This is a genomic window from Blautia aquisgranensis (genome assembly GCF_040096615.1).
In the GTDB taxonomy this organism is placed as follows: Bacteria; Bacillota; Clostridia; order Lachnospirales; family Lachnospiraceae; genus Blautia_A; species Blautia_A aquisgranensis.
The window spans coordinates 64043-84917 of the sequence record NZ_JBBMEJ010000013.1 but is presented as its reverse complement, the minus strand read 5'-3'; the positions used below and the strand labels follow the sequence as shown (position 1 = coordinate 84917).

16 protein-coding genes are annotated in these 20875 nt (G+C 46.4%); 12 read left to right on the top strand and 4 right to left on the bottom strand.

Annotation, left to right across the window (positions count from 1 at the left end; translation table 11 throughout):
- Positions 1-49 precede the first annotated feature (49 nt).
- Positions 50-1210 carry a DUF5067 domain-containing protein gene (locus tag WMO28_RS11465; RefSeq protein WP_349057061.1) on the bottom strand — a complete coding sequence of 387 codons (1161 nt, stop codon included), beginning with the start codon at positions 1208-1210 and terminating at the stop codon, positions 50-52.
- A 188-nt stretch (positions 1211-1398) separates the two neighbouring features.
- On the opposite strand from WMO28_RS11465, the gene WMO28_RS11460 reads away from it, so the two are divergent.
- The 3 genes from WMO28_RS11460 (at position 1399) to WMO28_RS11450 (ending at position 4418) form a co-directional block, all read left to right on the top strand.
- Positions 1399-2337: an alpha/beta fold hydrolase gene (locus WMO28_RS11460; protein ID WP_349057059.1), complete on the top strand. Its 939-nt coding sequence runs from the start codon at positions 1399-1401 to the stop codon at positions 2335-2337.
- Positions 2338-2433: 96 nt separating this feature from the next.
- Complete coding sequence (gene malQ / locus WMO28_RS11455; protein ID WP_349057058.1) at positions 2434-3963, top strand: 4-alpha-glucanotransferase; 1530 nt, start codon at positions 2434-2436, stop codon at positions 3961-3963.
- A gap of 23 nt (positions 3964-3986) precedes the next feature.
- Entirely contained in the window at positions 3987-4418 is a 432-nt protein-coding gene (locus WMO28_RS11450) for a hypothetical protein (RefSeq protein WP_178645613.1), read from the top strand.
- A 129-nt stretch (positions 4419-4547) separates the two neighbouring features.
- Here WMO28_RS11450 and WMO28_RS11445 read toward each other — a convergent pair whose 3' ends face one another.
- Positions 4548-5099, bottom strand: coding sequence for a VanZ family protein (locus WMO28_RS11445; protein ID WP_349057057.1), 552 nt, complete (start codon positions 5097-5099; stop codon positions 4548-4550).
- Positions 5100-5275: 176 nt separating this feature from the next.
- Between WMO28_RS11445 and thyA the strand changes: the two genes are divergently transcribed.
- Both thyA and WMO28_RS11435 read left to right on the top strand, forming a co-directional pair.
- Positions 5276-6124 carry a thymidylate synthase gene (gene thyA / locus WMO28_RS11440; RefSeq protein WP_178645609.1) on the top strand — a complete coding sequence of 283 codons (849 nt, stop codon included), beginning with the start codon at positions 5276-5278 and terminating at the stop codon, positions 6122-6124.
- A gap of 41 nt (positions 6125-6165) precedes the next feature.
- Positions 6166-6657: a dihydrofolate reductase gene (locus WMO28_RS11435; RefSeq protein ID WP_349057056.1), complete on the top strand. Its 492-nt coding sequence runs from the start codon at positions 6166-6168 to the stop codon at positions 6655-6657.
- Positions 6658-6797: 140 nt separating this feature from the next.
- On the opposite strand, the gene WMO28_RS11430 is transcribed toward WMO28_RS11435, so the two are convergent.
- Positions 6798-7823, bottom strand: a complete 1026-nt coding sequence (locus WMO28_RS11430) for a branched-chain amino acid aminotransferase (RefSeq protein WP_178645605.1) — start codon at positions 7821-7823, stop codon at positions 6798-6800.
- 190 nt (positions 7824-8013) lie between these two features.
- On the opposite strand from WMO28_RS11430, the gene WMO28_RS11425 reads away from it, so the two are divergent.
- The 6 genes from WMO28_RS11425 to WMO28_RS11400 all read left to right on the top strand — a co-directional run bounded on the left by WMO28_RS11425 (position 8014) and on the right by WMO28_RS11400 (position 18817).
- Entirely contained in the window at positions 8014-9249 is a 1236-nt protein-coding gene (locus WMO28_RS11425) for a 5-bromo-4-chloroindolyl phosphate hydrolysis family protein (protein WP_349057055.1), read from the top strand.
- 51 nt (positions 9250-9300) lie between these two features.
- A complete protein-coding gene (locus tag WMO28_RS11420) occupies positions 9301-10449 on the top strand; it encodes a toxic anion resistance protein (protein WP_349057054.1) in 1149 nt (382 codons plus the stop codon).
- 66 nt (positions 10450-10515) lie between these two features.
- Positions 10516-11580 carry a flavodoxin-dependent (E)-4-hydroxy-3-methylbut-2-enyl-diphosphate synthase gene (ispG, locus tag WMO28_RS11415; RefSeq protein WP_178641741.1) on the top strand — a complete coding sequence of 355 codons (1065 nt, stop codon included), beginning with the start codon at positions 10516-10518 and terminating at the stop codon, positions 11578-11580.
- On the top strand, positions 11580-16067 hold the full coding sequence (locus tag WMO28_RS11410; protein ID WP_349057053.1) for a PolC-type DNA polymerase III: 4488 nt from the start codon (positions 11580-11582) through the stop codon (positions 16065-16067). The genes ispG and WMO28_RS11410 overlap by 1 nt, the downstream gene beginning before the upstream one ends.
- A gap of 63 nt (positions 16068-16130) precedes the next feature.
- Positions 16131-18089, top strand: coding sequence for a fructose-1,6-bisphosphatase (locus tag WMO28_RS11405; RefSeq protein ID WP_349057052.1), 1959 nt, complete (start codon positions 16131-16133; stop codon positions 18087-18089).
- A 38-nt stretch (positions 18090-18127) separates the two neighbouring features.
- Entirely contained in the window at positions 18128-18817 is a 690-nt protein-coding gene (locus WMO28_RS11400) for a hypothetical protein (RefSeq protein WP_178641732.1), read from the top strand.
- A gap of 90 nt (positions 18818-18907) precedes the next feature.
- Here the strand turns inward: WMO28_RS11400 and WMO28_RS11395 are convergent, their stop codons facing one another.
- Complete coding sequence (locus WMO28_RS11395) at positions 18908-19123, bottom strand: helix-turn-helix domain-containing protein (protein WP_178643038.1); 216 nt, start codon at positions 19121-19123, stop codon at positions 18908-18910.
- Between the two features lie 241 nt (positions 19124-19364).
- On the opposite strand from WMO28_RS11395, the gene WMO28_RS11390 reads away from it, so the two are divergent.
- Positions 19365-20852, top strand: a complete 1488-nt coding sequence (locus tag WMO28_RS11390) for a YifB family Mg chelatase-like AAA ATPase (protein ID WP_435376377.1) — start codon at positions 19365-19367, stop codon at positions 20850-20852.
- Positions 20853-20875 lie beyond the last annotated feature (23 nt).

Sequence of the window (20875 nt, the reverse complement as noted above, 5' to 3'; positions counted from 1 at the left end):
TGAATCAAATATTTATTTGCATGTCAGAAGTAACTCTGATATATCGGTATTACTGAAGCTTCAGTACTTGTGAGGTTGTCTGTCCGCCGCTGACATTCAGAGTTTCTTTTCCCTGGAGTGTTACGTCGCTTGTGGTATCTTTAAGAAGGAATACCTGACATACGGTAACTGTCTTTCCGGGATCAATCGTCGTCATGTAATTATCGACAGCCGTATCGTTGGCTTCCGGATAAGTTCCCTCAAGAGATTCTCCGTTCTGGGAAGCCTGCAAGGTGAAATCAACAAAAGCGCTGGACTGTGAATCGCCGGAGTTTGTGTAATCGTAATAGATCATCAGACATGGGTTTCCGCCGTAGTCATTGGATACTGCAAACTGTTTGAAACGGACGGAGAATTTATCTGTGGTGATATCAATGGAAGATCCGCCGGTCTGTGTGGAATCTGCATCGGAAGCAGTCTGGGAATCCGCTGATGCATCAGAGCTGCTGTCTGTGCTTTCGTCATTCAGCTGGGAAGAAATCTCGTCCTTTACGTTCTTGAAGTTTGCACACATGACTTTGACAGTTGTATCGTCCAGGGAAACGATCTTCCAGTTGTTGCCGATCTTGATCAGCGGATAGGTGATGTCGATGTCGCTGTATTTCTCATCTGCTGTGGAAGCATTTTCCGCAAGGAGAGAAGCGAGCATTTCCTGGATATCATCCTGTGTCATTTCTCTTCCGGCGTAAGCGGCAACTGCAACCTTTCGGGTGTATTCCTGAATGGTGGCTGCGTAGATGTTGGTTCCGTCGATGTATTTCAGATGGACCGTAACCTTCGCTGTTCCGTTCTGGATATCAAATTTGTTTTTGGTGATTTTGTAGGTCATCTTCTTGTTGATGGTGGTGAAGAAATCTGTGTAGGCAGAATCGCGGATGTCTGCATTATCAAGAGCACTTAAGTCGTGGCTCTGGAGAAGATTCTCCATGGTGGTGAAATCCATGTTCTGCATGCCTGTGAGAAATTTCTCGGTAGCTTCTACAGGCTTGTGACGGGCATTTAAGTACCAGGCGGTTGCGCCGGCTGCCGCTGCGATGATGAGAATGATCAGGCAGATCACAAGAGGTTTTTTGCTCTTTTTTCTTCTGCGAGGAGTATCATCATCAAAATCATTGGAGATCAATGACCTGGAAAGATCATCGTCGTAGAAATCATTATTATCTGTATTCATTAGTCCTCCTTATAATGCAAAATAGCTGTTTCTGAACAAAGACAGATCATGAATATCTGACAGGGTTCTTATAGATTATAACATAGGTTTACTGTTTGAGAAACCCCCTGTGATATGATATACTTTGAGATACGAAAAAGAGGTTATGTTTGTCGTGTTTATAACACGGGAAAGATGAGGTGGAGTATATGTCAAGGACGATTCAGTATTCATTTCCGTCGAAGGCAGACGGACTGGAGATTTCCTGCCTGGCAGTGGTGCCGGAGCTGGGACGAGACGAGAAATACCGTGGGATCATTCAGATTGTACATGGAATGAGCGAGTATAAAGAGCGATACATTCCGTTCATGGAGTACATGGCAGAACGGAAATATGTAAGTGTGATCCACGATCACCGTGGCCATGGAAAAAGTGTCCGGAGCAAGGAAGACCTGGGATATATGTATGGCGGGGGAGCAGATGCCATGCTTCAGGATATTCATACGGTGAATTGCCTGATCCGGGATCATTTTCCGGAGCTGCCGCTGATTCTGTTCGGGCACAGTATGGGATCGCTGGCAGTCCGTGCCTATGCGGCGCATCATGACAGCTGCATGGATATGCTGATCATCTGTGGCTCACCAAGCTATAATGCGCTGCGTCCGGTGGGAGTGGCACTTGCGAAGGCTGAGAAAGCTGTTTTTGGACCGAAGCACAGTGCAGGTCTGATCGAGACGATGTCATTTGGAGGATATGCGTTCCGGTTTAAAAAGGAGAAGAACCGTTTTTCATGGATCTGCTCGGATCCGCAGGTGGTACAGGACTATTCCGATTCGGAATACTGCGGATTTACATTCAGTGACGATGCGTACCTGGCACTTTTTGACCTGATGAAGAGGGCTTACGATGTAAAACATTGGAATTGTACAAAGCCGAAGATGCCGGTTCTTTTTATCAGCGGGGCTGAAGATCCCTGTATGGGAAATGTCCGTCATTTTGCGAAAACGGTTCGTGTCATGCGCCAGGCCGGATATCTGGATGTGCGGGGAAAATTATATCCCGGAATGCGCCATGAGATACTGAATGAGAAGGACCATGAGCGCGTATATCATGATATATTTATATATATCCGCAAAAAAGGACTTTGAAGCCTGTAAGGCACAATGTTATAATAAGAACCGGAGTGCTCCTGCGGACATTTGTAAGAGGGCACGACTACTGAGAAAACAGGGGGATTCATAAATATGAGAGCAAGTGGAATTCTGCTTCCGGTATCCAGCCTTCCGTCCAGATTCGGAATCGGCTGCTTTTCGGCGGAAGCTTATGAATTTGTAGACCAGCTGGTGAGAGCAGGACAGAGATACTGGCAGATCCTGCCTCTGGGACCTACCGGATACGGAGATTCACCGTATCAGTCTTTTTCCACATTTGCGGGAAATCCGTATTTTATTGATCTGGAAGCTTTTATAAAAGAAGGATATCTTGAGGAAGGTGACTGCGAGGATTGTGACTGGGGCGGAAATGAGAGCTATGTGGACTATGAGAAAATCTACAATTCCAGATTCCGTATTCTGAGAAAAGCTTTTGAGAAATATGATTGTCAGGCGGATTCGGAATACCAGAAATTTGTGAAGGAAAATGCTGCATGGCTTGAGGATTACTGCCTGTATATGGCAATCAAGGACAGCCTTGGTGGAATCAGCTGGATAGAGTGGCCGGCGGAGCTTAAAAACAGAGAAAAAACAGCTCTGGGAGAAGCCGGTGAGAAGCTTTCCAGGGAAGTGGAGTTTTACCGTTTCCAGCAGTACTGGTTTTTTAAACAGTGGACAGAACTGAAGACTTATGCCAATGAGCATGGCGTGGAGATCATCGGAGATGTGCCGATCTATGTTGCTTTTGACAGCGCGGATGCGTGGTCACAGCCGGAGCTTTTCCAGTTTGATAAGGAGAATCTGCCGATCGGTGTGGCAGGATGTCCGCCGGATGCTTTTTCCGCAACAGGACAGCTCTGGGGAAATCCTCTTTATGACTGGGATTATCACAAAAAAACAGAGTATGCCTGGTGGACGCGTCGTATGGCAAACTGCATGAAACTGTATGATGTGGTCCGTATCGATCATTTCCGTGGATTTGATGAGTATTACTTTATTCCGTACGGAGATAAGACAGCGGAATTCGGTCACTGGGAAAAAGGCCCGGGAATCGAGCTGTTCCGTACACTGGAGAAGAATCTGGGGAAATTAAATGTGATTGCAGAGGATCTTGGCCTTCTCACAGACAGCGTGATTCAGCTGGTTGAGGAATCTGGCTTCCCGGGAATGAAGGTGTTGCAGTTTGCTTTTGATGCGAACGAGGACAGCCCGTATCTGACACACAGATATGAGAGAAACTGCATCGTATATACAGGAACTCATGACAATGAGACGACAAGAGGATGGTTCCGGAATCTGAACCAGCACGACCGGAATTTTGCAAAAGCTTATATCGGCTGTGAGGGCAAGCATGAAACAGCGGCTGTGTGGAGTCTGATTCGTGCGGCCATGTCCAGTGTTGCGGATCGCTGTGTGATCCCGGTGCAGGATTATCTCTGCCTTGGAAACGAGGCCAGGATCAATGAGCCGTCTACACTTGGCGACAACTGGAAATGGCGGATGAAGAAAGGCCAGCTTACGGAGGAAACGATCAAAAAAATCTATAAAATGACAAAGCTTTACGGAAGGATTGTAAAGCAGGAAGAGAATGGCTCCGAGGATACGAAAGAGACTGATAAATAACAGTCAGAAAGAAAGGAAAACACATGGAAGAACAGAAAAACGAAAACAACGAAGCTCTGCAGCAGGAAAAACATCCGGAAGCAGAAGAAAGACAGGGGAATTCTTCCACAAGAAGCAGTATCCTGTGGATCTTTGCAGGTGGTTATCTTGTGTATACGGGATATCGTTTGTGCGAGGGAATCCTGAAGGGCACAGATGATGCCAGCAAGGGATTTCTTGTGGCCGGCGGTATTTTTATTGTGATCGGAGCGGTGCTTCTTATAAAAGCAGTTCGCAATCTTGCGAAAGAGGGTGCAGAGAAAGCTGCCGTGCAGGAAGAGATGGCTAAAAAAGTGATCGAGGAGAATTCAAAGAAAAAGATGTCAATCTCCGAGAGGGCACATCTGGCGGAGAATCTGGATGATGTGCAGGAAGACAGTGAAGAGGAAACTGTTGAGAACAATTCCGCGGAATGATAGAGATGCGGATAGGAGCCGCAGATACATAAAACCGGAATATCCGGCACAAGGCTTATAAAAAAGCTTCTGTGCGGATATTCCGGTTTTGGTTTTTGATCAATTTGCTGAATTACTATGTAATTTCATTTATTTGCGTTTTCGTGAATTACGCTTCTTTTTTCGCGATTGTTTTCTGCCGGGTGTGTGCAGAGTGGACCAGCAAAATGTCTGTACCAGCAGGGTTCCGATAAGGGAACCGGTGCTGTCAATGCAGACATCCCTCACAGAAGGACCACGGGCATCCACGAAGGACTGATGGTATTCATCCGTACCGGCGAAAGCGACGCATATGATTCCTGCAAGAAGCATAAGCCAGACACCTCTGACACCGTAAACATACAGCGGAAAGGAGATAGAGATGGCCAGCAGACAGTATTCTGTCATATGGGCAGCCTTGCGGACATAGAATTCAATGCTGGAAGCTTCCTGGGAAAGCTGCTCAGGGCTTTTTCCTGAGGCTAATATTTCGTTTTTGGTTTCCACGATCTGATAGCTGATTTTATAGCTTAAGGCTCCGGACACTTCTCCGGTCTGCGAGGAGAAAGAAAAGATCACGCACATCATCAGGATCGCAGGTGCAAAAGAAAAAGGTTTTAATAATGTAATTAGTATTTTCATGGGTCTTAATATAGCACTCATACGGGAAAAAGTCCAGAGAAAAGGGTAAAATAACGGGACGAATGTTATAATGGAGCATGTCGCGCGGGTTGTCAGAGAGCGAAGAAGTATGTTAGAATAGGAAACAGACAAAATGAAATGTTGCTTGAGAAATAAACAGTAATGAAACGGACAAAATACAGGGGAGGAAATACGAAATGAGTCTTGCAGATAATATATTTATTGACATGTGCAAGGATGTCATAGAGAATGGCACCAGTACAGAAGGAGAGAAGGTACGTCCTGTGTGGGAGGACGGAACACCGGCTTACACGATCAAGAGATTCGGCGTTGTGAACCGTTATGATCTCCGCAAAGAATTTCCGGCGCTGACCTTGCGCAGAACAGCACTTAAGAGTGCCATGGATGAGATTTTGTGGATCTGGCAGCAGAAATCCAATAATATTCACGATCTTCACAGCCATATCTGGGACAGTTGGGCAGATGAGAATGGCTCCATCGGAAAAGCCTATGGTTATCAGCTTGGTGTGAAACATCAGTATAAAGAAGGTATGATGGATCAGGTGGATCGAGTTCTTTTTGACCTTAAGAACAATCCGTACAGCAGAAGAATCATGACCAATATTTATGTGCATCAGGATCTTCATGAGATGAATCTTTATCCGTGTGCATATTCCATGACTTTCAATGTGACCAAGGAGCCGGGCAAAGACAAGCTGGTTCTCAATGCAGTGCTGAATCAGAGATCTCAGGATATCCTGGCGGCAAATAACTGGAATGTATGCCAGTATTCCCTTCTTCTGATGATGATCGCACAGGCCTGCGATATGGAAGCAGGAGAACTGGTTCACGTGATCGCGGACTGCCATATTTATGACAGACATATTCCGGTGATCAAGGAATTGATCTCCAGAAAACCGTATCCGGCACCGACAGTAAAACTGAATCCGGAAGTAAAAGATTTCTATAAATTTACAACGGACGACCTGATCGTTGAGAATTATGAAACCTGGCCGCAGATTAAAAATATTCCGATTGCGGTATAAGAATAGTGGTATGATTTTGTAAGAACAGAAAGGACTTGGAGATGAATATTATCGTAGCAGCAGACAAGAACTGGGGCATCGGAAGGAACAATGAGCTTCTGGTGAGCATTCCGGCAGATATGAAGATGTTTCGCCAGGAGACTACCGGCAAGGTGGTCGTTATGGGAAGAAAGACCCTGGAATCTTTTCCAAACGGACTTCCGCTTAAGAACAGAACCAATATTGTTATTACCGGAAATAAAGATTATCAGGTGAAGGGGGCAGTGATCGTACACAGCATTGAGGAAGCATTGAAGGAAGTGGAGAAATATCCTTCAGAAGATGTATACTGTATTGGTGGTGACAGCATCTATAAGCAGATGCTCCCATACTGTGATGTGGCTCATGTGACGAAGATTGATTTTGCATATGAGGCAGATGCTTATTTCCCGAATCTTGACGAGGATCCGGAGTGGGAGATCACAGCAGAGAGCGATGAGCAGACATATTTTGACCTGGAATATGCGTTTGTGAAATATGAGAGAAAAAAATAAAAGATCGGTCAGATTTGATCATGAAAAAAGATGCAGCATGGTGAGAAACTGTGCTGCATCTTTTTTTGCTGCATAAAAAACAGGCTGCTTATTTTGGGATAAACAGCCTGTCTTGAAAGTTATATCGTTTGTTTTAAGGATTACTCGATTACGTGGATCCATCCCTCTGGAGCTTCGATACGTCCCATCTGGATACCTGTCAGTGTGTCGTACAGTTTCTGGATAACCGGTCCCATCTTCTCCATTCCGCTTGGGAAGCAGATTTCTTTGCCGTGGTCGTTGATCTTTCCAACCGGAGAGATAACAGCAGCAGTACCGCAAAGACCGCACTCTGCGAAATCTTTAACCTCATCGAAGTAAATCTCGCGTTCTTCAGCTTCCAGTCCGAGGTACTCTTTTGCAACGTAGATCAGAGAACGACGTGTGATAGAAGGAAGGATACTGTCAGACTTCGGTGTTACAACCTTGCCGTCTTTTGTTACGAAGATGAAGTTTGCTCCGCCTGTCTCCTCGACTTTGGTACGTGTCTTAGGATCAAGATACATGTTCTCGTCGAAGCCCTGTTTGTGAGCGTCTACGATAGCATGAAGGCTCATTGCGTAGTTCAGGCCGGCCTTGATGTTACCTGTTCCACAAGGTGCGGCACGGTCGAAGTCGCTGACACGGATGGTGATCGGTTTAGCACCGCCCTTGAAGTACGGTCCAACCGGTGTTGTAAGGATACGGAACTGATATTCATCAGCTGGTTTAACACCGATTACGGCGTTGGAACCAAACATGTATGGTCGAAGATAAAGTGTTGCGCCTGAACCATATGGCGGAACCCATGCAGCGTTGGCTTTCACAACCTGATTAACAGCATCGATAAATCTGTCTTTCGGGAATACCGGCATCTCAAGTCTTGCAGCAGAAGCAGCGATACGCTCTGCGTTCAGGTCAGGACGGAATGTAACGATATGTCCGTCTTCTGTTGTGTAGGCTTTCAGTCCCTCGAATACACTCTGAGAATACTGAAGTACACCGGCACACTCATTCAATACGATATTAGGATCAGTGCTTAATGTACCCTCATCCCATTTACCATCTTTAAAATTAGAGACATATCTGTAGTCGGTTGGCATGTAGCCGAATCCGATACTGGACCAGTCAATGTTCTTTTTTTCCATGACGATTCCTCCGTTTGCGAATTTTTACTTTTTACCATTGTAAAACTTTTATGTGCTGACTTCAATAGTCAATTTTCGAATTTTCACTGCTTTTTTGCATTTGCTTGTAATTTATATGGGATTTCGCTATAATAAAAACTATCTATAATATTAAGTCGAAACATATTTTTGACACAGGTTGGAGGAAGAAATGGATAATAACGAATTTGATGATCTTGGGAAAAAAATCCAGGATATTATAGACAATGCAATCAATTCCAACAGCTATCAGGAACTGAGCCATACCATCAACCGGACGGTAAATAAAGCGATTGATTCCGGAAGTGAGGCTCTTAAAAGTGCAATGAATTCTGTGTTTGAGCCTGGCAGCGATCCGGAATTCCGCAAAAAAAGTTATACCTATCAGAATCCATATTATGGCAGAAGCAGAAAAGCCAGGGAGCAGGCTGCAAAGAAGCAGACCGAGCTTCTTTACGGCAAGACGACCGGTGAAAATCTGAAGGGAATGATGATGGCGGTTTCCGGAGGAATTCTTTTAAGCGGTATGGGACTTGGTGCCATGGTACTTCTGATCTGGATGGGACTTGGGCACAGTGGAGCACTGGCAGCAGGCGTGCTTGGTGTGATGTGTGCGGGCGCAGTTGGTGGCGGAGCACTTCTTGGAGCAGGAACGAAATGTCTTGGAAGGCTGGGACGTTTTCAGAAATACATTAAAGTACTGGGAGACCACACATACTGTAATTTCCAGAAGCTTGCCCAGACAGTAGAAAAAACAGAGAAATTTGTAAAAAAAGATGTTATACGGATGATTGATAAAGGCTGGTTTCTGGAAGGTCACGTGGATGCCCAGGAGACCTGTCTGATCACAAGCAATGAGACATATGCACAGTACCAGGAGACCCAGAAACAGCTGGAGCTCAGAAAGCAGGAGGCAGATCCGAAGGTTCAGCTTGAGGAGAATATGAGCCCTGAAGCTCAGGACGTTCTTAAAAAGGGAAATGAATTTCTGGTAAAAATCCGTCAGAGCAACGATGCCATTCCTGGTGAGGAGATCTCTGCGAAGATATCCAGAATGGAGCTGATCGTACAGAAGATCTTTGAACGTGCCGGTGAGCATCCGGAGGTGATACCGGATCTTAGGAAACTAATGGATTATTATCTTCCAATGACAGTGAAGCTTCTGGATGCCTACGAGGATATGGATGGACAGCCGGTTCAGGGTGAGAATATCACATCCTCCAAGAAAGAGATCGAGGATACCATTGATACATTGAATCTTGCATTTGAGAAGCTTCTGGATTCCATTTTCCGCGATACGGCCTGGGATGTGTCCAGTGATATTTCCGTACTGCATACAGTTCTTGCACAGGAAGGGCTCACGGAAGATGATTTCGAGAAGATGAAGCAGGAAGCAGGGAAGAAATAATTTTTCCGGCATGCTGTAAGTGGCAGATGCCTGTTATATAAGGAGAAGACTATGGGAGAAGAATTTAAGGATTTTACGATGGATGCGCCGGTACTGACACTGGAACCGGATCTCACAGAAGAGAAGGAAGAGGTTGCAGTAAAAGAACCGGAAAAGCCCGAGGAGCCGAAGATCGAAGAACCGGTGCTCTCACCCGAGGAACAGAAGCTGGTGGATGATTTTGCTGCAAAGATCGATATCGAAAATACGAATCAGATCCTGCAGTACGGCGCCGGAACGCAGAAGAAAATGGCTGATTTTTCCGATGCGGCACTTGAAAATGTACGGACACAGGATCTGGGAGAAGTTGGGGAACTCCTGGCTGATGTTGTAGGAGAGCTGAAGGATTTTGATGCCACAGAGGAGAAAGGGTTGTTTGGATTTTTCAAGAAGCAGACTGCGAAGGTGGAGACGCTCAAAAACCGCTACTCCAAGGCCGAGGGAAATGTGGCAAAGATCACAGAGGCACTGGAACAGCAGCAGATGCGTCTTATGAAGGATTCCGCTGTGCTGGACAAGATGTATGACCAGAACCTGGCATATTTTAAAGAGCTTTCCATGTACATTCTTGCAGGCAAAAAGAAGCTCCAGACTGTCCGGGAAGGAGAGCTTCTTGAACTCCAGCAGAAGGCAGCGGCAAGCGGACTTCCGGAGGATGCTCAGGCAGCCAATGACCTGGAGAATAAATGCGGGCGTTTTGAGAAGAAGCTGCATGATCTGGAGCTTACCAGAACGATCTCCATGCAGACAGCGCCGCAGATCCGTATGATCCAGAATAATGATACAACGATGATTGAGAAGATCCAGACCACCATTGTAAATACTATTCCTCTGTGGAAGAGCCAGATGGTCCTAGCGCTGGGAATCGCCCATTCCACCGAGGCGGCCCAGGCACAGCGTCAGGTTACGGATCTTACCAATGAGCTTCTGAAGAAAAACGCGGAAACCCTGCATCTTGCATCTGTGGAAACTGCGAAAGAATCTGAGCGTGGAATCGTGGATATCGAGACTTTGAAGAAGACCAATCAGGAGCTGATCCAGACCCTGGATGATGTGATGAAGATCCAGCAGGAGGGCCGGGAGAAGCGTCAGGCAGCAGAGGCAGATATGAAGCGGATGGAGACCGAACTGAAAACAAAACTGCTGGAGATCCGGCGTTAAGGTAATTGAGAATGGAAAGGCAGGGAGTTTAAGGACACCTGCCTTTCAAGATTAAGGAGATTTTTTATGTACAGAGACCATACAAAGACAATAAAGATCGGAAACCGTGTCATTGGAGGAGGAAATCCCATACTGATCCAGTCCATGACCAATACGAAAACAGAGGATGTGGAGGCAACTGTAGCGCAGATCCTTTCCCTGGAAAAAGCAGGCTGTGATATCATACGCTGTGCAGTTCCTACCATGGAAGCAGCACAGGCTTTGTCCCAGATCAAAAAACAGATCCACATTCCGCTGGTCGCAGATATTCATTTTGATTACCGGCTGGCGATCGCAGCGATGGAGAATGGCGCGGATAAGATCCGCATCAATCCGGGAAATATCGGTTCAAAAGAGCGCATCAAGGCAGTTGTAGATACTGCAAAGGAACGCAACATTCCGATCCGTGTAGGTGTGAACAGTGGTTCCCTTGAAAAAGAACTGGTAGAGAAATATCATGGAGTTACCGCAGAGGGACTTGTGGAGAGCGCTCTCGATAAGGTTCACATCATTGAAGAGATGGGCTATGATAATCTGGTGATCAGTATTAAATCTTCGGATGTTCTCATGTGTGCCAGAGCCCATGAGCTGATCGCAGAAAAGACACAGTATCCGCTTCATGTGGGAATCACGGAAGCAGGAACTCTGTATTCCGGAAACATCAAGTCTGCGATCGGCCTTGGAATCATCCTGTATCAGGGAATCGGAGATACCATCCGTGTTTCTCTCACAGGTGCACCACTTGAAGAAGTGAAATCAGCGAAGAGAATCTTAAAGACACTGGGACTTCGTAAAGGCGGTGTGGAGGTCGTTTCCTGTCCGACCTGCGGAAGAACAAAGATCGATCTGATCGGTCTTGCAAACCAGGTGGAAACTATGGTGCAGGATATTCCGCTTGATATCAAGGTTGCAGTTATGGGCTGCGTGGTAAACGGACCGGGAGAAGCGAAAGAAGCAGATATCGGAATTGCCGGAGGCGACGGAGTGGGCCTTCTGATCAAACACGGAGAAGTCGTAAAGAAGGTGCCGGAGACGGAGCTTCTGGATACGCTTCGTGCAGAGCTTCTTTCCTGGAATGAACGGGAGTCGTAATGGAGAAAGATTTTTTTGATGTATTTCCGAAGCTTAAGGTAAAAAAAGAGCTGGAAGAGCTTCTGGATATGGTGTTTGTGACAAAGGTTTCCATGAATCCGGGCAGGACGCATCTTCGTGTTTATATCGAAAGCAGCCGCTGGATCCATAAGAAGAATATCTTTGCGCTGGAGGATGAGATCGAAAGACAGTGCTTTCCGGGAATTCCCATGACGGTTACGGTTGTGGAGAAATTTCATCTTTCCGAGCAGTACACGCCGGAGAATTTTCTGGGGAGCTACCGTTCCAGTATGGAGCTGGAGCTGCGTAATTACAATATGCTGGAGTACAACTTGTTCCGAAGAGCGGAGATCGTTTTTTCAGACAAAGATACTATGCGTATGGTGCTGCCTGACACTGTGATCTCCAGGCAGAAAAGTGAGATCCTTGTGGAATATTTCCATAAGGTTTTCTGCGAGCGCTGCGGGATGAATCTCAAGGTAGAGCTGGATTTTGTGGAGGCAAAGGAGAGCAAATACCGCAAAAATGCCGCACTTCAGATCAAACAGGAAGTGGAGAACGTGCTGAAGCATGCCAAACTTTCCAATGAAGAAGAGAGTGCACTGAAGGAAGAAGCGGCAAAAGAAGAAACAAAAAAAGCTTCCGGTGGTAAGAAGAGCGAAAAAACAAACGAGAAGAAATCTTTCGACAAAAAAGCACAGAAGGGTCAGAAAGGCGATTTCCGTGGAGGCTTTGGATTCCGCAGGGACAGTAATCCGGATGTTGTTTACGGAAGAGATTTTGAGGGAGAGCCGATTCCGCTGGAGAGCATTACCGGTGAGATGGGCGAGGTCATCATCCGCTGTCAGATTATGGATGTAGAGGCCCGTGAGATCCGGAATGAAAAAACAATCCTCATATTCCCTGTCACGGATTTTACAGACAGTATCGTTGTGAAGATGTTCCTGCGTAATGAACAGGTTCCGGAGATCACACAGAGCGTAAAGAAAGGTGCTTTTCTGAAGCTTAAGGGCGTTACCACGATCGACCGTTTCGACAGTGAGCTGACCATCGGAAACATTACAGGAATCAAAAAGATTGCTGATTTTACCACGGCAAGAATGGACACCAGCCCTCAGAAAAGAGTGGAGCTCCACTGTCATACCAAGATGAGTGATATGGATGGGGTCACCGACGCAAAAGCCCTGGTAAAACGTGCTTACGAATGGGGGCATAAAGCGATCGCAATCACGGATCATGGTGTTGTCCAGTCATTCCCGGAGGCGAACCACTGCTTCGATGCCTGGGGTGGATGTGTATCAAAAGAGTCTGATTTCAAAGTGCTTTATGGCATGGAAGCGTATCTTGTGGATGACCTGAAGGGTATGGTTACGAATTCCAAGGGGCAGCGACTGGACGGGGATTTCGTTGTTTTTGATATTGAGACAACAGGATTCTCGGCTCTGACCTGTAAGATCATAGAGATCGGTGCCGTAAAAGTAGAAAAAGGCCAGATCACAGACCGTTTTTCCACCTTTGTGAATCCGCAGGTGCCGATTCCGTTCCGTATTGAGCAGCTGACCAGCATCAACGATTCCATGGTTATTGATGCGCCAACGATCGAAGAAGTGCTTCCGGAATTTCTGAAATTCTGTGAGGGCTGTGTTATGGTGGCCCATAATGCAGACTTTGATATGAGCTTTATTATTGAGAACTGTAAGAGACAGGGGATTCCGGACGATTTTACCTATGTAGATACTGTGGGTATGGCCAGATTTCTTCTGCCTGCTCTGAACAGGTTTAAGCTGGATACCGTTGCCAAGGCTGTCGGCGTTTCCCTGGATCATCATCACAGAGCTGTGGACGACGCGGCATGTACGGCTGAGATTTTTGTGCGTTTTGTGAAGATGCTTGCGGAGCGTGATATTTTTGATGTGGATGAGATGAACAGTCAGGGCGCGGTTTCACCGGATACCATCCGTAAGCTGCCTACCTATCATGCCATTGTTTTTGCAAGAAATGAGACAGGAAGAATCAATCTGTACAAGCTTGTAAGTCAGTCTCATCTGAAATATTACCACAGGCGCCCCAGAGTCCCCAAAAGCGTGCTGGAAAAATATCGCGAGGGCCTTCTGGTGGGAAGTGCCTGCGAAGCGGGTGAATTGTATCAAGCACTCCTGCGGAATGCGCCGGATCAGGAGATCGCAAGGCTTGTGAATTTTTATGATTATCTGGAAATCCAGCCGCTTGGGAACAATGCGTTCATGCTTGCGGATGAGAAGCACGATATGATCAATTCCGAAGAAGATTTAAAAGAGATAAACAGGAAGATCGTCAAGCTTGGCGAGCAGTTTCAGAAGCCGGTGGTAGCAACCTGTGATGTGCATTTCATGGATCCCCAGGATGAGGTGTACCGCCGTATCATCATGGCGGGAAACGGATTCTCCGATGCAGATAACCAGGCGCCTCTTTATCTTCGCACAACGGAAGAGATGCTGGAGGAATTTTCCTATCTGGGAAGCGAGAAAGCGGAGGAAGTGGTGATCACCAACACCAACAAGATCGCGGATATGATCGAGAAGATCTCGCCGATTCACCCGGATAAATTCCCGCCGGTTATTGAGAATTCTGAGCAGGATCTGAAGAATATCTGCTTTACGAAGGCACATGAGATGTACGGAGATCCTCTGCCGAAGATCGTGGAGGACCGCCTGGACCGTGAGCTGAATTCCATTATTTCCAATGGTTATGCGGTGATGTATATCATTGCTCAGAAGCTTGTGTGGAAGTCCAATGAAGATGGATATCTGGTAGGATCCCGAGGCTCTGTTGGTTCATCTCTGGCGGCTACCATGTCTGGTATCACAGAGGTAAACCCTCTGCCTCCACATTATCTCTGCCCGAATCCGGATTGCAAATACAGCGATTTCGATTCTCCTGAGGTAAAAAAATACGCAGGCATGGCTGGATGTGATATGCCGGATAAGATCTGTCCGAAATGCGGAACAAAGATGAACAAAGAAGGTTTTGATATTCCTTTTGAGACTTTCCTTGGTTTTAAGGGAGATAAAGAGCCGGATATCGACCTGAACTTCTCCGGTGAATATCAGGCGAATGCCCACAGATATACAGAGGTTATTTTCGGAAAGGGTCAGACCTTCAAGGCCGGAACAATCGGTACCCTTGCGGAAAAGACGGCTTTCGGTTATGTGAAGAATTACTACGAGGAGCGGGGACAGCATAAGCGTTACTGCGAGATCAACCGTATCGTTCAGGGCTGTACCGGTGTCCGCCGTACCACAGGCCAGCATCCGGGAGGTATCATCGTACTTCCCATGGGCGAGGAAATCGAAAAATTTACTCCTGTGCAGCATCCGGCCAATGATGTGAACAGTGATATCATTACCACACATTTTGATTACCATTCCATTGACGGAAACCTTCTGAAGCTTGATATACTGGGACACGATGATCCGACCATGATCCGTATGCTGGAGGATCTTACCGGAATCAGCGCAAGAACAGTTCCTCTGGATCAGAGGGATGTCATGTCGCTGTTTGCCGGAACCCAGGCTTTAGGAATCAGTCCGGAGGATATCGGCGGCTGTAAGCTGGGCTGTCTTGGAATTCCGGAGTTTGGTACGGATTTCGCCATGCAGATGCTTATTGATACCAAGCCGAGATATTTTTCGGACCTGGTGCGTATCGCAGGACTTTCCCATGGTACGGATGTATGGCTTGGCAATGCCCAGGTGCTGATTCAGGAGGGAAAAGCAACCATTTCCACTGCGATCTGTACACGAGATGATATCATGATCTATCTTATTGGCAAGGGCGTGGAGAGTGGTCTGGCTTTTACCATCATGGAGAGTGTCCGTAAGGGAAAAGGTCTTCGTGATGAGTGGATTCAGACGATGAAAGAGCATGATGTTCCGGACTGGTATATCTGGTCCTGTAAGCTGATCAAGTACATGTTCCCGAAGGCCCATGCGGCAGCTTACGTTATGATGGCCTACCGTATCGCCTGGTACAAGGTATTTCATCCCCTTGCATACTATGCGGCATTTTTCAGTATCCGTGCAACCTCGTTTTCCTATGAGCTGATGTGCATGGGAAAAGAACGTCTGGAATATTATATGGCGGAGATCCGCAAAAAAGGCGACGAGGCATCCAAAAAAGAGCAGGATACACTGAAAGATATGCGAATCGTGCAGGAGATGTATGCCAGAGGATTTGATTTTGTGCCCATTGATCTTTACAAAGCCAAGGCACACCGGTTCCAGATCATCGGCGATAAGCTGATGCCTGCACTGGATACCATAGACGGATTGGGCGATAAGGCAGCCGATGCTGTGGTGGATGCTGCAGCAAAGGGCAGATTCCTTTCCAAGGATGATTTCCGCGACAGAACTAAGGTCAGCAAGACAGTCATCGATCTGATGGATGACCTGAAGCTGTTCGGAGATATTCCACAGTCCAATCAGATGTCACTGTTTGATTTTACATGAAAAAATAAAAAATTCTGCTAATTTCCATATCAGATGGACAGCAGTTAACTTCCAGGAGGCAATATGAAGAAAGAAGAATTAAGATATCTGCAGCGGCTTGCAGAACTGTATCCCACTATTGCAAAGGCATCAACAGAGATCATCAACCTGCAGTCCATACTGAACCTGCCAAAAGGCACGGAGCATTTTATGTCAGATATCCATGGAGAGTACGATGCGTTTTCCCATGTACTTCGAAATGGTTCCGGCGCAGTCCGCAAAAAGATTGATGATGTATTCGGACATACCTTAAGCAACAGCGATAAGAGATCTCTTGCAACCCTGATCTATTACCCCAAGGAAAAAATGGAGGTAGTAAAAAAGCATGAAGAGGACATGGAAAACTGGTACAAGATCACACTTTACCGTCTGATCGAGGTGTGCAAGACAACAGCTTCCAAGTATACACGCTCCAAGGTGCGAAAAGCGCTCCCTGCAGATTATGCTTATGTGATCGAGGAGCTGATCACAGAGAAGGCAGAGGTTCTTGATAAAGAGGCATATTATGATTCCATTGTAAATACCATTATTGAGATCGGAAGAGCGGAGAATTTTATCATTGCCCTGGCAGAGCTGATCCAGCGCCTTGTTGTGGATCATCTTCATGTGCTGGGAGATATTTATGACAGAGGTCCGGGGCCACATTTTATTATGGACCGTCTGATGAAATATCACTCTCTGGATATCCAGTGGGGAAATCATGATGTGGTATGGATGGGAGCTGCCACAGGGCAGAAGGCCTGTATTGCGACAGTAATCCGGAACAGTATCCGTTACCGTAACATGGATATCTTGGAGGATGGATATGGAATCAATCTCATGCCTCTTGCAACCTTTGCCATGGAAGCTTATAAGGATGATCCCTGCAAGATCTTTGAGATGAAAGGGGATGCTAACACCTACAGTACCCTGGAGGAAGAACTGGGACGGAAGATGCATAAAGCAATCGCAGTCATTCAGTTCAAGCTGGAGGGACAGCTGATCCGCAAGCATAAAGAATTCCATATGGAGAACCGGTGCCTGCTTCATCGTATCGATCCGAAGAAAGGCACGATCACGCTTCCTGACGGAAAAGAATATCCGCTGACAGATACATATTTCCCTACTATCGACTGGAAAAAACCTTACGAGCTCAGTGCAGAAGAAAAAGAGGTGATGGAACGGCTGGATTCTGCGTTTCGAAACTGTGAGAAACTTCAGAATCATGTGCGTCTTCTTCTGGACAAGGGTGGTCTTTACAAGACCTATAACGGAAATCTTCTGTTCCATGGAAGTATTCCGCTTAATGAAGACGGAAGCCTGAAAGAGGTACAGATCTACGGCAAGACCTATAGGGGAAAAGAGCTGTATGATGTGCTGGAAACCTATGTGCGCCGCGCTTTTTTTGCCGTGGATGAGGATGAGCAGCGTAAGGGAAGAGACATTATGTGGTACATCTGGGCTGCGCCGAATTCCCCGCTGTTCGGCAAGGATAAGATGACCACATTTGAGCGCTATTTTATTGAAGATAAGGAGACACATAAGGAGACAAAAAACGCTTACTATCATCTTCTGGAAAATGAGGAAGTGGTGGATAATCTGCTTCGGGAATTTGGTCTGGATCCGGAAAAAGGACACATTATCAACGGACATGTTCCGGTTCATCAGAGTGAAGGAGAGAGTCCTGTAAAATGCAATGGAAAGGTGCTCGTCATTGACGGTGGTTTTTCAAGACCGTATCAGAAGGTTACGGGAATTGCAGGCTACACACTTGTATACAACTCCTATGGACTGATCCTTTCCGCACACGAACCGTTTACTTCCGCAGAGGAAGCTGTGGCAAAAGAGCAGGATATCGTGTCCAACAGAGTTGCCGTTCATTACAATAACAAGCGTACACTGGTGGGAGATACAGATACAGGTACAGCGCTGAAGGAGAGGATCAGTGAGCTGATCCAGCTTCTGGAGGCATACAGAAAAGGTATCATTAAAGAGAAAAAATAAGCAAAAAAGCAAATCTACGATAAACAGAGGTGATACAGATGAGAAGAAAAAAAAGAAGAAAGCAGCGGCTGAAAACAGCACTGATCCTGTTGATCATTCTGTTTATTCTGGCAGGAATCGGGGGAATGCTGCTGGTTTCACACAGGAACAAAGCTGAAAAGGAACAGCGGAAGCAGGAGGCGATCGCCGCACTTGAGAGCATTCCGGAGGTGACAGCAACGCCGGTGGCTACGGCTACCCCGGTACCAACAGCAACTCCTACGCCGTCCCTGACTCCGGTGCCGACCATTCTTCCCGCTTTTACGCCGGAAAACTACCAGGGAACCTGGTACAGTACAGATGGCCTTACTACGATCAATATCTATGAGATCAGTCTGAAATCGGTTTCCTTTACTTACAAGAGAGTCAACGGAAGAGACCATTCCCTGACAGCAGAGGCGGATGTGACAGCGGAGGTTGCAGGAAATGCCACGCAGTTCCGGTTTAAGGATTCCGAAGGAAACAAGGCAAAGGGAGAGTTTGTTTTTGATAAAAGCGGTGAGCTTTATGTAAAGGTCAAAACTTATGAAAGAGCGGATGGTTCCCTGACTTATCCGAAAACAGAATCAATTATGACAAGGGAAGAACTGGCAGCAGATACACCGGTACCTGAGCCAGAGAGCTCGGATGAGCAGACCGGTGAATATGATATTCCTTATGGTGAGGAAGAGACATATTATACAGAATAGAATATAAAATAAAGAATCCCCGGACTTAAAGTGTTTTCGGGAATCCTGTTACAGGAATTCCCGAAGCATTCATAAGTTCCGGGGATTTCTTTATTTGATCATTTTTTTGCGGTCTGTACGGCCGACGAGATAATCAATGCTGGTGTCGTAATAATTTGCCAGCCGGATAAGCATTTCGATAGGAATATTACGGGATCCCGTTTCATAATGGGAATAAGAACGCTGACTGATATGAAGAATCTCACTTAACTGTCTCTGTGACAGATCCGCGTCTGTACGTAAATCCTGAATACGCTGAAATTTCATTGTGCTCACCTCTTCTTTCTATAGAAAGTATAAATCAGAACGAAATGCACCCTTGCAAAAGGGAGCAAAATGGACTATACTAAATTTATTATCTTCTTTAATTCAGAAAATGTCTATCTGAAAATTTCCCTAAATTTTACTTTTATTTTAAAAAAGACGAGAAATTTGTCAATCGGGAACGAAATTTTTCGCAGAAAGGAATCGTTTGTTTGCGAGTGTTTTATCAGCAGCAATTTTTGGCATGGAGGTACGTGAGATCCAGGTTGAGGCAGATGTCAGCGACGGACTGCCATCCTTTACCATGGTAGGATTTCCGTCTGCCCAGGTGCGGGAAGCACAGGAGAGAGTGCGTACTGCATTTAAAAATAACAGGCTCAGTCTGCCTCCGAAGAGAGTAACTGTAAATTTTGCACCGGCAGATATGAAAAAGGAAGGGGCTGGCTTTGATCTTCCTGTAGCGGCGGCAGTTCTTGCGGCAGCCGGAATTTTAAAGCCAGAGCTTCTTGCCCAGATCATGGTCGTAGGAGAGATCAGTCTTAACGGCGAGATACATGGCGTTTCCGGTATCCTTCCAAGAGTGATACGTGCAAGAGAGCTGGGACTTCGTTTTTGCATTATTCCGCAGGAGAATCTAAAAGAAGGAAAACTGGTGCGGGATATGCAGGTATTCGGCGTGCGGACACTGGGAGATATGATCCGGTGTCTTAATGATCCGGAAAGATATGAAAACACAGAAGAAGAGGAAATACAGGATACCCAAAATGAAAAAGGCGTGGATTTTGCGGATGTGTGCGGTCAGGATGGAGCCAGACGGGCGGCAGAGATTGCAGTCAGCGGTTTTCACAATATTCTTCTGATCGGTCCGCCGGGGTCCGGAAAGACCATGCTTGCCAGAAGGCTTCCCACCATCATGCCGCGACTTACATTTGAGGAAAGCCTGGAAATCACGAAAGTTTACAGTGTGGCAGGACTTCTCACAAAAAAAGATCCGCTTATCCGAAAAAGACCTTTTCGCAGTCCACATCATACAAGCTCCCCGCAGGCACTGGCAGGAGGTGGGCGGATTCCGGGACCGGGAGAGATCACGCTTGCACACAGAGGCGTCCTTTTTCTGGATGAGATGCCGGAATTCTCCAGAAAAAGTCTGGAGATTCTGCGTCAGCCGCTGGAAGATAAGGAAATCCATCTTTCCAGGGCAGCAGGGACATATACATTTCCGGCGAGCTTTATGCTGGCGGCAGCGATGAATCCCTGTCCATGTGGGTTTTATCCGGATATGAACCGTTGCAGATGCAGTCAGGGAGAGATCACCCATTACCTGGGAAAAATAAGCCAGCCTCTTTTGGAGAGAATTGATATCTGCACAGAAGTTCCGGCGATCGGTTTTCAGGAGATGAAAAAGAAAAAAAGGGGAGAAAGCTCGGAAAAGATCCGCAGGAGAGTTGAAAGAACACAAAAGATTCAGCGCAGACGCTATGAGAAAGAAGAAATTTCTTTTAACGGGGAGCTGGACGGAAGAAGTATTGAAAAATACTGCATCATGACAAAAGAGGCAGAAGAGCTTCTGGAACAGGCATATGTGCAGTTTGAATTCAGTACAAGGGCATATCATAAGATCCTGAAAGTAGCGCGGACGATCGCTGATATGGAAGAAGCGGAAAAGATCGAAGCAGAACATATCTGTGAAGCGCTGACATACAGGGCCTATGATAAAAAATACTGGTCATAAATTACAGGAAACGGAGGTACTTT